Annotated in this window: 9 protein-coding genes; all 9 read right to left on the reverse strand. The window is 55.0% G+C overall.

Annotated elements, in window-relative coordinates:
* Positions 1 to 47: 47 nt before the first annotated feature.
* Entirely contained in the window at positions 48 to 362 is a 315-nt protein-coding gene (locus tag K2H17_RS04655; protein WP_300131995.1) for a cell division protein ZapA, read from the reverse strand.
* Positions 362 to 739, reverse strand: a complete 378-nt coding sequence (locus K2H17_RS04660) for a hypothetical protein (protein WP_300131998.1) — start codon at positions 737 to 739, stop codon at positions 362 to 364. The genes K2H17_RS04655 and K2H17_RS04660 overlap by 1 nt, the downstream gene beginning before the upstream one ends.
* A gap of 80 nt (positions 740 to 819) precedes the next feature.
* Complete coding sequence (locus K2H17_RS04665; protein WP_300132001.1) at positions 820 to 4,380, reverse strand: fibronectin type III domain-containing protein; 3,561 nt, start codon at positions 4,378 to 4,380, stop codon at positions 820 to 822.
* 102 nt (positions 4,381 to 4,482) lie between these two features.
* Positions 4,483 to 5,442, reverse strand: coding sequence for a hypothetical protein (locus K2H17_RS04670; protein WP_300132004.1), 960 nt, complete (start codon positions 5,440 to 5,442; stop codon positions 4,483 to 4,485).
* Between the two features lie 193 nt (positions 5,443 to 5,635).
* Positions 5,636 to 7,699: a RagB/SusD family nutrient uptake outer membrane protein gene (locus tag K2H17_RS04675; RefSeq protein ID WP_300132006.1), complete on the reverse strand. Its 2,064-nt coding sequence runs from the start codon at positions 7,697 to 7,699 to the stop codon at positions 5,636 to 5,638.
* 29 nt (positions 7,700 to 7,728) lie between these two features.
* Positions 7,729 to 10,977, reverse strand: a complete 3,249-nt coding sequence (locus K2H17_RS04680) for a TonB-dependent receptor (RefSeq protein ID WP_300132009.1) — start codon at positions 10,975 to 10,977, stop codon at positions 7,729 to 7,731.
* 378 nt (positions 10,978 to 11,355) lie between these two features.
* Positions 11,356 to 12,954, reverse strand: coding sequence for a tetratricopeptide repeat protein (locus tag K2H17_RS04685; protein WP_300132012.1), 1,599 nt, complete (start codon positions 12,952 to 12,954; stop codon positions 11,356 to 11,358).
* Between the two features lie 139 nt (positions 12,955 to 13,093).
* Positions 13,094 to 13,810 carry a 16S rRNA (uracil(1498)-N(3))-methyltransferase gene (locus K2H17_RS04690; RefSeq protein WP_300132014.1) on the reverse strand — a complete coding sequence of 239 codons (717 nt, stop codon included), beginning with the start codon at positions 13,808 to 13,810 and terminating at the stop codon, positions 13,094 to 13,096.
* Between the two features lie 30 nt (positions 13,811 to 13,840).
* Complete coding sequence (locus tag K2H17_RS04695; protein ID WP_300132016.1) at positions 13,841 to 15,172, reverse strand: MFS transporter; 1,332 nt, start codon at positions 15,170 to 15,172, stop codon at positions 13,841 to 13,843.
* Positions 15,173 to 15,310 lie beyond the last annotated feature (138 nt).

Consider the following 15,310-nt stretch of genomic DNA (forward strand, 5'->3'; position numbering starts at 1 on the left):
GGTCTTCGGGGCGGAGTGACGGGGGACGCCGGAGATGAGGCGGCGTGTCAGCTGTCGGTGTCGTCAGGAAGATCGTGGAGGATGCGGTTGAGACTCTTCTCCAGGCTCTCCAGTGTCTTGTCGACCTTCTGCGACGCTTCCTCGGAGCTGAAATAGAGCTGGGCAAACCTGAAGGTCACCATAGCCAGTATCTCGGCTGAGGATTTATCTTTGAATTCCGCCATCGCAGACCATTTGCGCCAGAGTTCGTTGATGTTGGCCTCGGCCCGTCGGACCACCTCTTCCTGTGAGGCGGGGATGCGCAGGGCCATTCTCGGCTGGTCGGCTATGCGGATTGAAATATTGAGAATCTTTTCAGTCATCAAATGCTTAGCTGGTTGATGCACTTGTCGATTTCGCGCACTAACTCAGACAGCACTGCGCGCGTGGCTTCAACGTCTCTGTGGTCGGGGGTGAGCACCGAGGCCACTTTCAGATATTCGATCTGCCGGTTAAGGTCGCCGATGGTGCGCTCAAGGCGCTCCACAGTGCCGGTGAGCTCTCTCACCCGGTTTTCGGCTTCCTGCCTGGCCCGCAGCATCAGCTCGTAGCGCTCAAGGATGAGCGCGGCCTTTGCTTCGATTTTATCGACCCGTTGCTGAAGGTTGGCAGCCATGCTTGTCTGAATTATATCACAAATGTAAGCATTAATTCCCGAATGGCGGGAAGTTTTGACACGGAAATTAAATCTATGAAACATTATTTAACCAACGCGCCGCCTCCGGTTAGCGGAGGCGGCGCGGGATAGCGGGCTTATGTCAGACTGACTTGCGGTCAGTTTCAGAAGCGGATCTTGAAGGTCTTGCCTTCTACGCTGACAAGGTAGAAACCACCTTTGGAGAGGGTGAGTTCGGTGTCAGAGCCGTTGGAGCGGGCGCTTGCCACGGTGCGGCCTGCGATGTCATAGACGCTGACGGTCTTGCCGGCAGAGAGGCCGCTGACGCGGATGCCGTCGGCGGTGGTGCTGACGGTCACGTTGTCGGCGATGACAGAGGCGATGCCGCTGAAGTCAGGACCGAAGTTGCCCTGGGCGTCGGAGATGCGGAAGGCGTTGAGGGTGACGTCGCCGCTGACAGAGGCGGGGACGATCTTCACGAAGCGCGATTCGGGGTTGAGTTCGAGCTCGCCCTTGAAGGGAAGTTCGTCCTGAGAGAGGACGCGGATGGTGCGCCAGGTCGGGGCGATGTCGGCGTTGCGGGTCTCCTGGATCTTGAGGCGGCAGGCCGAGCCTTCGCTTGCCGATACTTCGAGGTAGATTTTCTTGGCAGTGCCGTCGAAGTAGGCCATCACCTTGTCGTTGCTTGAAGCCGAACGGAAGGTCACGTGGTCGGCGGTTACTTCGCCTGCGTTAGTGCCTCCGGCGGTGTAGCACCAGTGGGGGTAGTCGTTCTGCTTGTCCTGCACGAGGCCGCCGACGGTTTCGAAGGGTGCCACGGTGTTGAACGGAGCGAAGTTGGCGGGGAGGGTCTTGATGGCCTTGCCCCAGTGGGTCTCGCCGCTTTCCTTGGCGCGGGGGAAGTCACCGGTGATGAGCTTCACTTCGCCAACGAACGATTTCTCACCGCTGACGTCGGTCAGGGCACCTGCGGGGAAGTTGATGACATATTCCGAGTTGGCGTCGAGGGCTTCGTAGCTCACGGTCATGCGGGTGCCGCCGGCTGCCACGGTGATGTCCTCGAAGCTCTTCTGTCCGGAGATTGAGGCTCCGCCGTTGTATTTGATCTCCTGGTTGAAACCGAGGCTGATGTTGCCGTCGGTGTAGGCGATGTTGTTGATCTGTTCGCCTGAGGTCAGTTCGAGGGGCTGGTCACCTTCGGGGGCAACGTAGCGCTCCACGAGGATGTCGTTGATGTTGAACTTCTTGCCGTTGGCGTCGATGCGGAACTTGACTGCACCGGCGTTGGTGTAGGTCTTGGTGTATTTGAAGATGCGCTTCTTGGCGCCGATGGCGTAGCTTTCGGTGCTTTCCTCGCCGCCTGCTATGGTGACGATCTTGACTGTCTGCTGAGAAGAGCCTGTGTTGCCGAAGTAGACGGTCAGCACGCAGGGACCCTGCACTTCGGGAGTCTCGATGTAGCCGCCTGCCTTGGTGGTGTTGAACTGGAGAACCCAGGAGGTTGCTCCGCGGTCTTCTTCAGTAGCGGGGCCGTAGTCGGCGTTAAGGTCTTCAGAGAAGCAATCTTTCATAGCTACGACGCGGATGGCGTTGGATCCGGAGCCGATCACCATACCGTCGAATTCAGCGCGCTGGTTGGCGGCGTTGAAGATGTTGGTGTTGGCAGAGATCGAACCGTATTTTGCGGCATAGGATGCGGGGCATGTGTGGAAGTCAGTGTAGAAGAGCACACCGCCTGCGGTCGTGGTGAAGCTGTAAACCTCGCTGGGAGTTGTGCCGAGAGTGTTTGTGGCATCGACGCGCCAGAAGTAGGTCTTGTTGGCTTCGAGAGTGGTGCAGTTCCATTCGGTTGCAGTCAGACCCTGAGCGGCAACGGTGAGGTTTTCAGCATCGGTGCCGAGGTAGAGGCTGTAAGTCAGATCGCCGCCATAGGCCTTGCGGTCGTTCTTCCAGGTGAAGTTGATGCCGTTGGCAATGCCTTCCTTGGCGCCGTTGGCGGGGAAGATGAGTTCTGAAGCGAAGGGTGCTGTCGGATCGCCGGGAGTCTCGAACGAGAGAGTGTCGGTGAAGTCCGAGTAGAGACCCTTGCCGTCAGTTGCGCGCAGGCGCACCTGATACTGAGTCATCGGGTTGAGGCCGGTGAGTTCGGTCGAAGCTGTTCCGGCGGGAGCAGTGGCCACTTCAGTGAAGGTCACGCCGCCGTCAGCCGAAACCTCGATTACGAAACCGCATTCGGTGTTCTTGTTGATGTCCCAGCTGAGAGAGACAGTGGTCTTGGTCGGGGTGCCGAGAGCGAGCTTGATCGGTTTTTTGATGTAGGGGAAAGCCTCGGTGATGGAGTTGGCATAGTTCTCGATGTTCATGTAGCCGTTGGCTGCGATGGCCACAGCGTCGGAAGCATCGTTGGGATTGAGGCCGTTGGCGATTTCCCATTCGTCGGGCATACCGTCGCCGTCAGTGTCGAGAGGCTTCACACCGCCGGAGAGGACACCGGTTCCTTTGTGAGGAAGCTGTGATTCGCCGCTGATACCATTTTTTGTTCCCTTTGAGCCGTATGACGCGAGCTCGTCAATAATGTATTGGTCCACTTCGTCTCTGGCAGGGAGTGTCGGACCTACGTTTTCAAGAATCCAGGCATAAGACTCTTCGGCAGTCATCATGTTCTGTATCGGAGTTATGTGCTGGACTTTCCACTGCGTTCCGGCAGCGATCTTATCGGCATTGGCTGTGTTGAATTCGTCGATCACAGCGTTGACGGCATCGATGCTTTCAAGATAGATGCTCTGAGAGCCGTCGCTCTGTGTTCCGAGCATTTCTTCGACAGTCATCAGGTGGCCGTCGAGCACACCGTTTTTGTTGTCGTCATAGTAATTGCCTGCACCGAAGAATCTGAAACCCTGTTTGCCGCGGGAGAATGGTTTTGTCGCGCCGTTCCAGGGACCTTTCATGAAGTAGTTGTTCTGGATGTCAGCCCAAGAGTCACCTTCAGAGTCGCTCATGATGTAGCATCCGCCGTCGCCCCAGTTGTAGACAACGTTGTTGACATACTGGTTGAGGCCCTTGACTTTCGGGTTACGGGTCTTGTTTTCGATATATAGGTTACGGTAGAGGGTCACGCCGCCGTCGGTCTGGATAAGACCACCGCAGGAGTGAGACTGAAGACCCTGACCGATGATTGAATTCTGGATAGTGATGTTCTGCGGTCCGGTTCCTTTTGAGTTTGATGAGATAGAGAAATTCTCGTCACGGCCCCAAAGAACCGAGAGGTGGTCGAAAATCATGTCATGACCGCTGGCCACGCCTGCTGCATCCTTGCCGGAATCGCCTTTAGTACCCATGCGGAAGCGGATGTAGCGGACGATGATGTTGTTTGCGTTTGAGAAAGAGACGCGGTTGCCGTAGACCTGGATACCTTCACCGGGTGCGGTCTGGCCGAGGACTGTGAGGTTGCCGCTGAAAACGAGTGTCGATTTGAGCTCGATAACTCCGCTGACGTCAAAGACAACGATTCGGTTCGGTTTGCTGACTGCATCACGCAGAGATCCGACTCCGGAGTCGTTCAGATTTGTGACATGGTAGATTTCACCGCCACGGCCTCCCGTTGTGTACCGGCCGAAGCCTTCGGCTCCGGGGAATGCGAGAAGGCTGCTGTCGTCGGCTGCCATTGCTCCTAATCCCAAGGAAAGAGAGCAGACGGCGAGGGCAAGTTTTTTAAGAAATTTCATGGTTGAAAAATTAAACAGATATTTAGATTTTGAAAACCCCGCAGGGTCGGTTAGCAACCCTGCGGGGTAATTTGATTCTTAAAACAGGATCAGCAGCGCTGATTATTTCTGAATGTATTTTTTACCGTTCTTGATGACGATACCCTTGTAGTTTTCGTCAACCTGAATACCCATAACATTGTAGATGGGGGCGTTTTCGTCAGCTGCGGGGTTGGCGATGATGTCTTCAATGCCTGACTGATCAACTGCCGAACCTTCCATCACAACGTGGTAGATGCCGAGTTCGCTGCCGCCGCAACCGATGCGGAATGCGACATTGCCGGTGAGGCCGGCGGGAAGAGCGACTTCCTGCTTGTAGTAGCGTTTGGCAGTGGCATCAGCGGGACCCTGGACAGCGATTGTTTCGCCTGCAACACCGTTGACAACGGGAGTTACTTCAGCATAGAGGCCTTTGTCAATGTATTTGCCGCCTGCATGGCCGATCCAGATTGTGAGCTTGGTGGGGTTGCCGATTTCGGGGAACTGTACGTAAGTTCCTGTGCGGCTGCCGGTGTTTGCGTTGCGGTTGAAAGCAATTGCATGAGTAGACTCAACATGATCGGCTTCAGTAGCTGCGCCGTAGTCAGAGCCGACAGCATGGGTTCCACCCCAGCCTTTCATGAGGAGTGTGCGGGCCGGGCCGGCACCTTCCTGATCCCAGCAGATGAAGGGGTGGGTCATGTCAATGGCAGTGAATTCGCCCTCTTCGCCAGAAAGAGTATAGGTCTGACCGTCGACGAGGTCGATGCAGCGGTTTTTCACTGCTTCCCATTTACCATCTGAATTTTTTACATTGAACATCGATCCGCAGGTGTTTTTGGCCATGCCGGTTTTGTCGATGAAATCATAGTTTGAGCTGAAACCGAGACCTTCGAGTTCGGTAGCTTCGTCTACGATAGAGCCTGCTTCGGCAAAGATAGCCTTGCAGTAGAGAGGAGTGTTATTGAAGTCGTAAGTGAAGACTTCAGCATTAGCTCCGAGAGCAGCGAAAAGAGCTGCTGAGAGGATTAATGATTTTTTCATTGTGTAGAAATGTTTGATAGGATATAAAATTTATTGGTTAATAATGACCAAATGATATTTGAAAAAACAGGAACGGAATTTTTTTCTGCCGGGCAACGGAGAATTCAAAATTCCGTTCCTGTTGCGGTTGTTTTGACCGCTGTTTAACACAGAGGTCATGAAAGACTTTCAGTTTTGAGCAGTCAGAGGCCGATTACTTGTAGGCCGGGTGCTGAGTGAGGTTGGGATTGTCGATGAGCGGATGGCCTGCGCTCTTGCCGGCAAAGGGACAGAGTTCGGTCTTGTTCTTGACAAATCCGTGATAGATGCCGTATTCGCCTGCAACCCAGTCGGGATACTCACCTCCGTTTTCAGAACTTGCGAGCGGTTTTGTGTAGACCGAAGAGCCGATGTTAAGGGCAGCTATCGCAGCGGGTGTGTAGCCTGCACAGCGGCGGGAGTTCTTGTTGTAGGTGCTTGTCCATGCCTGGAACATGTTGACTGTGTACCAGACTTCACTGTCGGATGGAGTGATGCCATGTGCGGCAAGCACTTCCTTGATAGCCTGATTGTGCTTGTTGCGGTTGCTTGCGGTAGAGGCATTCTTCATTGCGGTGAGTTTTGAGATCTCAGCCTGATCAGTGATGTCGATATAGGGCACTGTGAGGAATTTTTCGCCATATTCGCTGGAGCTCATTTCGAGTTTCACAAGACGCAGGCCGGGAACGTCGGCATATTTGCCTGTGCGGTCTGAGAGATCTTTAAGATCCTGCTGGTCCTGACGGATTTCCTTCTCGATAAGGTTCATGCGGATGAGGTCGCCGCGGACGAGAAGTTCGTCACCGAGCTCCCATTTGCGTTCCTGCATGATGGTTTCGAGGAATTCATCCCTGTTGGCGGCAGCGATAGGCATCGAGCCGATTCCTGCACGGTCGCGAACCTGCTTGAGGGCTGCTTTGGCGGCATCGTTGGGGCCGTGGAGGAAGTTCTGGGTCTCGGCATACATCAGAAGGATGTCGGCATAACGCAGAAGGGGTACATCGACATTGCGCTTTGCTGCGGCATAAGGAGCCTGGCACCACTGGATGCGGTATTTGCCGGGCATGATGGACGAGTATGTGGTGGCGCAGTTTGTGCCGTCGAATTTTTCGGAATCCGAAAGGAATGTGATTGAGTAGTTGGCGCAGATGACATCACGGCGGATATCGGCGGGGTCAAACGAGAGATAGTAGGTGGGGAGTTTCACCTGAAGAGTCTTGCGACCTCCGAATGCACCGCCCATACAGCCGGGCTGGCCGTTGTAGATACCGAAATCAGAGTTTGTTGTTTCGCCGAGCTGGGCGATCTGCCACATCATTTCCTGAGAGCTGATACCGAAGTTGCGCTGGCAGTAGTTGTAGAAAAGAGTCTGGTAAGGGCTCATGCCGTCGCGACCCTGGGTGATGAGGCTGTTTTCTCCTTTTTCAATGACATCATAGAGGGCCTGGTCGGCGATTTCATAAAGCTCTTTCACACGGGCTTCGTCGGGGCGACGGTCAAAGTGGAGCGATGAGGCATCGTTGGTCTCGGTGTTCCAGCGCAGAGAGTATCCGCCGGCGTAGAGGCAGATACGTGCGAGGATTCCTTTGCCGGCCTGACGTGTGAGGCGTTCGGGTGCGGCGCCGTAGTTCGATTCGGAGAACCAGGGAAGATCGTTGACGCAATCCTGCATTTCTTTGATGATGCGGTCATAGATTTCGTCGCGGTCAGTGCGCTTGGGATACCAGGACTGGTTCTGCGATTCGCTGATGGGAGAGAACGCAGCGGGGACATCGCCGTAGAAACGGATGAGTTCGTTGTAGGCGAAAGCGCGGATGAATGTTACCTCGGCGATCAGAGCCTTGACCTTGTCAGTCTCATGGAGTCCTGCAAGACGTTCGAGAGCGACGTTGCAGGCTTCAATAGTCTTGTAGGACTGGCTGTAAATGGTTGTTGCTGTCGCGGGAAGAATCGGGTCATAGGCGAAGTTTGCCGAACGCGGACGTCCGCCGTCGATCGCGTCTTCGCTGATTACGGTGACACCCGGATCAATGAACGGACGCCAGAGTTCAGAGAAAACAAGTGCGCGGTAGCAGCCTTTTACGTAAAGATCTGCCTTGTTTTCGTCAGAGAAGACGAAATCGAGGTCGTCGGCAGTGAAGGACGGTTTGTCGAGCAGGTCATCACACGATGTAAGCACCGGCGCGGCTCCGAAGAGAAAGGCAGCTGCGAGAATGCTATATATTTTGTTCTTTTTCATGTTGGATTCTTGATATTGGACTACTGAGGTTAGAACGAAAGGTTGAGACCGATAACGTAGCTGCGTGAGAGGGGGTAGGTCGACGAGTCGTAACCGGGAGTACAGATGATGTTGTCGTTTTTGGCAGATGCGTCGGGGTCATAGCCGGAGTAACCTGTGATGGTGCAGAGGTTGTTGGCTGTGAAGTAGAGACGCAGGTTGCTGACATGGACTTTCTTCATCCATTTTGCAGGGAAGGTGTAGCCGAGAGTAACCTGTGCGAGGCGCAGGTAGCTGCCGTCTTCAACAAAGTAAGAGTTCGGGTAGGAGATGTATTCTGAATTTGTCTTTGACAGGCTCCATGTGCGGCCGGACTCGTTGGGGTTGAGTGACTGGAGGAGTGCGACGTCCTTTGTCTCGCGACCGGTTGCAGGGTCGATGAGGCGGTAGTAGTTGTTGCCGAATTCAGTGGGGACGTTCTCGAACGGTGCGTAGGGGCTCATGGCATGTTTGGTGGCATTGTAGATGTCGTTGCCGATGTTGAACTTCATGAACACGTTGAGGTCAAATCCTTTGTAGGTGAATGAGTTGCTGAAACCACCGATCACGTCGGGAGTGCCGTTGCCGATCTTGACGAGCTTGCGGGTGAACTGCTTGGTTCCGTCTTCGTTTTCGGTGTCGGCTGCAAATTTCATGTCACCGGGCTTGGGTGTGCCTGAGTAGGGACGGACAACGCCTTCCTTGAGGTCGCCGTAGGTGCCGTCGGCATTGATTTCGAAGTCATCGGTGGTGTAGATGCCTTCATATTTGTAGCCGTACATGTCACCGAGGCTTTCGCCGACTGTGGCGTAGTAGGTCACTGTGCCCGAACGGCTTCCGCCGGCGCTGAATGTCTTGTGGTCTTCGCCGCTTTCAAGCGAGAGCACTTTTGACTTGTTGAGAGAGAGGTTGAGGGTTGAGGTCCACTGGAAGTTGCGGGTGGCGATGTTGACGGTGTTGAGCTGGAATTCCCAACCGCGGTTGCGCATCTTGCCCACATTCTGATACTGCTTGGAGTAGCCGGTAGAGGTCGGGATCACGCAGTTCATGAGCATGTCGGAGATCTGGTTGTTGTACCATTCGACTGTAAGGTTCAGGCGGTTGTTGAACATGCCCAGGTCAAGACCGACGTTGGTAGCGTGAAGAGTCTCCCACTTAAGGTTCTTATTGCCGAGAGTGGAGCCTACAACATAGGCCGGAGAATTTTCGTCGTTGTCCATCGGGTAGGTGGTCATCGAAGCATTGGTTACATAGAGATTTGAACCGATGCCGTTGTTACCGGTGACACCGTAGCCTACACGGAATTTGAGGTTGTTGAACCATTCGGCTACCTTTGCTTCCTGCCAGAATTTTTCCTGGCTCACGCGCCATGCAGCCGAAGCTGAGGGGAAGTAGCCCCACTTGTTGCCTTTTGCGAATTTCGAAGAACCGTCGGCACGCATTGTGGCGGTCAGGAGGTAGCGGTCATCGTAGACGTAGTTCACACGACCGAAGAACGAGAGCATGTTGCTTTCAGAATAACCTGATTCCTTTTCTGAAACCTCGACATTCTTGATGTCGTTGAGGCCGTGGTTGGGATAGGGGAACTTGCGCATCGTCCAGTTGTTCTTGTCGCTCTTGGAGAAAGAATACTCCTGACCTACCATTATGCTGAGATCATGTTTCTCTGCGAAGGTCTTGACAAAGTTGAGTGTGTTGGAGATGTGCCAGCCGGAGCTGCTTGAGTTTTTGATAGAACCCTGCATACCGGTGTTTACGGGGTCGGAAAGATAGCCGGTGGAACGTTCGTCAGCAAAGCTTGTTCCCTTGCCCCACGAGGTGGTGTAGTTGCCCTGTGTGCGCCATGAGAAGTGCTTGAGGAAGTCGATGGTGATGCCGGCGTTGGCTTCGAAACGCTTTGTGTGGCTTGACGAAACAGAAGCGAGGTTCTGGACAAGCGGGTTGTTGAGGTTATAGAAGCTGTCGAGTTTCTTGAGCTGGATTGAGGTCTCGGAGTTCATCAGCTGATCCTGGGTGAAGAGTGTACCGCCGTTGATCGGCTGAAGGAGCACATAGTCCATGTGGCCGTAGTTGCCCCCGCCATGAGTCAGGTTGTCATAGAAGAAAGAACTGAAGTCAACCTTTACACCTTTCCAGAGTTCGGCATTGATTTTGGCGCGGAGTGAGTTGCGCTTGTAGTCGTGGTTGGCGAGAAGACCTTCCTGATCGACATGGTTGTAAGAAAGAAGAACGCGGGTCTTTTCAGTACCGGTCGAGATGGAGACGTTGTGGTTCTGGGTGGTTGCATGGCCGCCGAATGCCTCGTCCTGCCAGTCGACTGAATAGGGATTGTCGCCGTAGCGTGATGCGATACGGTCGAAGGCTCCGGTGTAGAAGTCGTCCATGTCGATACCGTAGGCATCGTCATAGGCAGTTGACCAGGTGTTGATTTTGCCCTGGAGTTCGGCAAGCTCATACTGGTAGCCTACATAGTCGCGGACATTTTTCATCATGCTGAGTTTCTTTGACAGTTTGTCGAAAGAAACGAAGCCGTTGTAGTCGACTTTGGTCTTGCCTGCGGAGGCAGATTTGGTGGTGATCACGATGATACCGTTTGAACCGCGGGCACCGTAGATGGCGGTAGATGAGGCGTCTTTCAGCACGTCGATTGTCTCGATGTCGTTGATGTCGATGTTCTGGAGGGCGTTAGACATTGCAAACCCGTCGACGATGTAGAGCGGTTCCGTATTCTGGGTGAGCGAAGCACCGCCGCGGACGGTAATGTTCATCGAAGCACCGGGGGCACCGTTCTGAGACACGATGTTCACACCGGCTGCCTTGCCCTGGAGGGCTGCTGCTGCGGTGGTCACGGGAACTTTGGCAAGCTCAGAGCCTGTGACTGAGCTGACGGCGCCGGTGAGGTCTTTTTTCTTGACTGTGCCGTAGCCGATGGCGACGACTTCGTCAAGCACTGTTGCATTGGTGGAGAGGGTGATGTCGAGGTGGGTCTGGCCGTTTACAGGCACTTCCTTGTTGTCATAGCCGATGTAGCTGACCACAAGGATGGCTTTGGCCGGAACGCTGATTGTGAAGTTGCCGTCGAGGTCGGTGGCAACGCCATGTTGGGTCCCTTTCTGCATGACGGTGGCGCCGAGCAGGGGCTCGCCGGTGTCGTCAATTACTGTTCCGCTTACGGAAATGTTTTGGGCGCAGATTGAAAGTGAGAAGGTTACGGTCAGCAAGAAGACAAACCAGTAACGGAGTTTCTGACTAAAATTCATACACGCATGGTTTAGATTTGGATATTATAGATTATTGTTGTTTACCGCTGATAGTCGAAATGTGATGGCATAAATCTTGCAGCATCTCTATGTTAGAGATACTTAAACATTTGGCAAAATTAAGCAAAAAAAACGAAATTCAAGATATTAAAGTGTAATTAATAGTTAAACCTGAATGTTAAAGTTTTGGGAATGCCTGTGATCTGGCTTTTGCCAGAACGGCTATTGGATTGGATTATCGGATATTTAGGTTGTGGGTATATCTCTAACATAGAGATTATTACGGTTCCGAAACACACAAGTGGCCGGCCTTTGTGTAAAAGGCCGGCCACATTTTGCACCTTGATTGGAAGGTGTTGAAATCGGTTTTATTGTTTTTTAACGTCCGAAGATGGCGGAGTGCTGTTTGAGCAGACTGTCGAAGCGGGTGTCTTTGCGCAGAGGCTCTACGTTGACTCCGGCTTCGGTGTTGACGGTCCAGTTGTAGTAGTTGGCATAGCCTTTTTCCAGAGAGGCGGCCATGCATTTGAAGGCTTTGTCCTTGTTGCCTGCCTGGGCGTAGTAGCAGGCGGCGAGATAGTTGACTTCGCCGTCATAGTCGTCGGCAGTGGCGAGGACGCGTTCTACCCAGCGGTCGGCTTCGTCCTTGCGGTCGAGCTGGAGGAGGGCGAATCCGCGGTATGATTTGATCTGGTCATGGTCGAAGTCCATGTCGAGGACCCGTTCGAAACTCATGTCGGCGTTTTTCTTCTGTCGGCGGTAGTCTTTGAGCACCCATCCGCGGATTATGGCGAGATAGGGGTCCTCAGGGGCGTTCATTGTTGCTTCGCTGAGGCAGACGGAGGCGTCGGCGCTGTTGCCGAGGCGCAGCTGGGCGAGGGCTTTGGCGATGAGGGCTTCGTTTGAGTCGGGTTCTTTTTCAAGGGCGCTTTCGGCGCAGGTCAGGGCGCTGTCATAGTCGCCCAGTGCGCGCTGGATCTGGGATTTGATCACGTAGTAGCGCTCGTTGTCGCGGGTGGCGCTGATGGCGTAGTCGATGTTGAGCAGGGCGGTGTCGAATTTTCCCAGTGCGTAGTAACATTCGGCCAGTGCGGCGTTCAGACCGGGGTAGGAGTCGAGGTTTTCGTTGATGATGCGGTCATAGTCGGCTATGGCTGCGAGGTAGTTGCAGTGGCCCTGGGCTATCATGGCGCGGATGAAGTAGTACATGCCGTTGCGCGGGGCCTGGCGGATGGCTGTGGAGAGCCCGGCGATGACCACGGGGTAGTTTGTCTTGGAGATCTCGACCAGCTCGCGCAGGGCGCGGGGGGTGTTTTCCTGGTCGGTGGAGATGGCGGTGATGTAGTCGTCGACGGCTCCCTGTTCATTTCCGGCGAGGGTGCGGACGGAGGCGCGGCGCAGGTAGACCTGGCTGTTCGAGGGGGTCAGTTCGACGGCTTTGTCGCAGAGTTCGTTGGCCATTCCGAGGTTGTTTTCCTTGACGGCGATGCGGGCCAGGCCGAAGAGGGCTTCCTGGCTGCGGGGATTGCGCTGCTGGAGCAGGCGGAAGTCGGCTTTGGCTTCGGGATAGCGTCCGAGCTCGTAGAGGGCTGTGGCGCGCTGGTAGATGGCCACGTAGTTCTGCGGATCGAGCGAGATTTCGGAGTTGAGGTCGCCGACGGCCTGTTCGTAGCGGTGGAGCATCATGTTGATGTTGGCGCGCAGCTGCATGGCCTGAAAACGGGTGTCGAGATCGTCTTCAGGCATGTATTTCAGGGCGTTGTTGATGTCGTCGAGTGCCTTGATATAGTCGTTTTGCAGGTAATATTCGTTGGCGCGGCGGAAGAGGGTCTCGGAGTCGTGGGGATCTTCGTCGAGAAGTGCCTGATAGGCTTTCATGAGGGCTTCTTTCATCGGATTGGGGGCTTCGGCCGAGGCTGTGAAGCTGACGGCGCCGGCTGAGAGAAGAAGCGAGATGGCGATTTTTCTTAGATTCATTGCAGAAATTGGAATTGTGATATGGGGGCGGTGTCTGCCGGTCAGGGCCGTGGAGAGTGGGCCGGGAGGGGCGTCACCGTGGTGTTTATGATCGGTTTTCCGGTGAGGATGAGGGGTCGGATCTGCGTCGAGGGCTGCCTTATGTTGCCGTGGCGCTCTGATCGAGGATGTGGCAGGCCGAGAGGGCATAGAGGGCGGCGGTCTCGGTGCGCAGGCGGTTGTTGCCTAAGGTGACCGGCTGGAAGCCTGAGTCGAGGGCGAGTCTGATCTCCGGGGGCGAGAAGTCGCCTTCGGGTCCGATGAGGATCAGGGTGTCGAGGCCCGGACGGTAGGCCCGCGCGAAGTCCACCCGCGGGATGGCCGGATCGCAGTAGGCCATCATCCGCTGGGCGTCGGGCATCATCGCGGCCACTTCGCGCAGCGGGGTCATCGGCATGATTGTCGGCAGTGTGGCTTTGAGCGACTGTTTCATGGCCGCGACGGCGATCTTTTCGAGCCTTTCGGTCTTGATTTCGCGCCGTTCGCTGCGGTCGCAGAGCAGGGGGATGATTGTGTTGACCCCTGTCTCGGTCATCTTCTCGACGAGCCACTCCATGCGGTCCATGTGTTTGGTGGGGGCGACGGCCACAACCAGGCGCTGGCTCCAGGGGAGCGGCTGCGGGGCTACGGAGAGGATCTCGACGGAGGCGTGTTTGGAGTGGGCGTCGGCCAGGCGGCACTGATAGACATTGCCGCGGCCGTCGATCACCTGGAGTTCGTCGCCCTCGCGCATGCGCAGCACTCTCACGGCGTGGCGCGAGTCGCTTTCGGGCAGTTCGGGAGAGGAGGCTATGTCGGGTGCGAAAAACTGAATCATTTCTTTGGTCTGAGTATGCATGTTCTGTAATCAGTCGTTGACGAGTCCGTCGGCGGCTGAGTTGCTTTCAGCGGTGACGGCCTTTTCCATCTGCGCTGAGGCTTTCTTGTTGTCATCCTTGAAGATGAACATGAAGAGGACGGCGACCACGAGGGCATAGCCGGCGAAGATCATCCAGGAGGTGACCCATCCGTCGTGCTGTCCTTCGGGGGTTGTCTGCGAGAAGACGAAGTGGTTGACCACTGCCTGGGCGCAGAGGGTGCCGACGGTGGCTCCGAGACCGTTGGTCATCATCATGAAAAGGCCCTGGGCGCTCGAACGCAGGTCGCTCGATGTCTCGTTGTCGACGTAGAGGCCTCCGGAGACGTTGAAGAAGTCGAATGCCACACCGTAGACGATGCAGGAGAGGATCAGCAGGCTCAGGCCGCTGCCGGTGTTGCCGATTCCGAAGAATCCGAAGCGGAGAACCCAGGCGAACATTGATATCAGCATGACTCCCTTGATGCCGAAGCGCTTGAGGCAGAAGGGGATCAGGAGTATGCAGAGGGTTTCGCTGACTTGCGACAGTGAGATGAGGGCGTTGGCGTTGTGTGCGCCCCAGGTGTCGGCGAATTCGGCGAGGTTTTCAAACGAGGTGATGAAAGCGTTGCCGTAAGAGTTGGTGATCTGGAGCGATACGCCAAGGAGCATGCTGAATATGAAGAAGATGGCCATGCGTTTCTGCTTGAAGAGCTTGAAGGCTTTCAGGCCGAGGGTGTCGGAGATGGAGCTTTTCTGTCCTTTCTTGACCGGACAGACGGGCATGGTCAGCGCGTAGGCGGCGAGGATGAAACTCAGCACGGCTGAGGTGATGAGCTGATAGGCGTTGGTCTGGAACTGTGTGAAGTTGACGAAGAGCATCGAGCAGATGAAGCCGACGGTGCCGAAGACGCGGATCGGGGGGAAGTGTTTGATGGTGTCGAGTCCGGCGCCTGTCAGGGCGTTGAAGGCCACGGAGTTGCCAAGGCCGATGGTCGGCATGAAGAAGGCCACGGAGAGGGTGTAGAGGGCGAACAGCGGTCCGAATTCGACCTGCGATGTGGTCAGACAGTAGATTCCCGCCGCTCCCATGAAGCAGCCGGCGAGGATGTGGCAGAGACTGAGCATCTTCTGGGCCTGGATCCAGCGGTCGGCGAGGATGCCGATGATGGCGGGCATGAAGAGTGAGACGATGCCCTGGACCGTGTAGAACCATCCGATCTGGGTTGCCAGTCCGATGCGTGCCAGGTAGTTGCCTAAAGAAATCAGGTAGGCGCCCCAGACTCCGAATTCGAGGAAATTCATGAGCGCCAGTTTTACTTGTAGGGATCTTGCTGTTGCCATATCCGTCGTGGTTTTTGATTCTGTTTTTTAGTAACCCCGCAGGGTTATCTAAGGTTTCATGGTTTAGAGGTTGTTTAATAACAATAGTTAAAATCTGAGCGAAAGTTTTGAGGTGGATATGGTTCTGAATTGAAGGAG

Source organism: Duncaniella sp., assembly GCF_029054785.1.
Taxonomy (GTDB): domain Bacteria; phylum Bacteroidota; class Bacteroidia; order Bacteroidales; family Muribaculaceae; genus Duncaniella.

What these genes read in the sequence shown, in the direction of transcription:
- K2H17_RS04665 (WP_300132001.1), bottom strand. Translation starts at nt 4,380, where the DNA reads ATGAAATTTCTTAAAAAACTTGCCCTCGCCGTCTGCTCTCTTTCCTTG.
- K2H17_RS04680 (WP_300132009.1), bottom strand. Translation starts at nt 10,977, where the DNA reads ATGAATTTTAGTCAGAAACTCCGTTACTGGTTTGTCTTCTTGCTGACC.
- K2H17_RS04655 (WP_300131995.1), bottom strand. Translation starts at nt 362, where the DNA reads ATGACTGAAAAGATTCTCAATATTTCAATCCGCATAGCCGACCAGCCG.
- K2H17_RS04685 (WP_300132012.1), bottom strand. Translation starts at nt 12,954, where the DNA reads ATGAATCTAAGAAAAATCGCCATCTCGCTTCTTCTCTCAGCCGGCGCC.
- K2H17_RS04695 (WP_300132016.1), bottom strand. Translation starts at nt 15,172, where the DNA reads ATGGCAACAGCAAGATCCCTACAAGTAAAACTGGCGCTCATGAATTTC.
- K2H17_RS04660 (WP_300131998.1), bottom strand. Translation starts at nt 739, where the DNA reads ATGTTTCATAGATTTAATTTCCGTGTCAAAACTTCCCGCCATTCGGGA.
- K2H17_RS04675 (WP_300132006.1), bottom strand. Translation starts at nt 7,699, where the DNA reads ATGAAAAAGAACAAAATATATAGCATTCTCGCAGCTGCCTTTCTCTTC.
- K2H17_RS04670 (WP_300132004.1), bottom strand. Translation starts at nt 5,442, where the DNA reads ATGAAAAAATCATTAATCCTCTCAGCAGCTCTTTTCGCTGCTCTCGGA.
- K2H17_RS04690 (WP_300132014.1), bottom strand. Translation starts at nt 13,810, where the DNA reads ATGATTCAGTTTTTCGCACCCGACATAGCCTCCTCTCCCGAACTGCCC.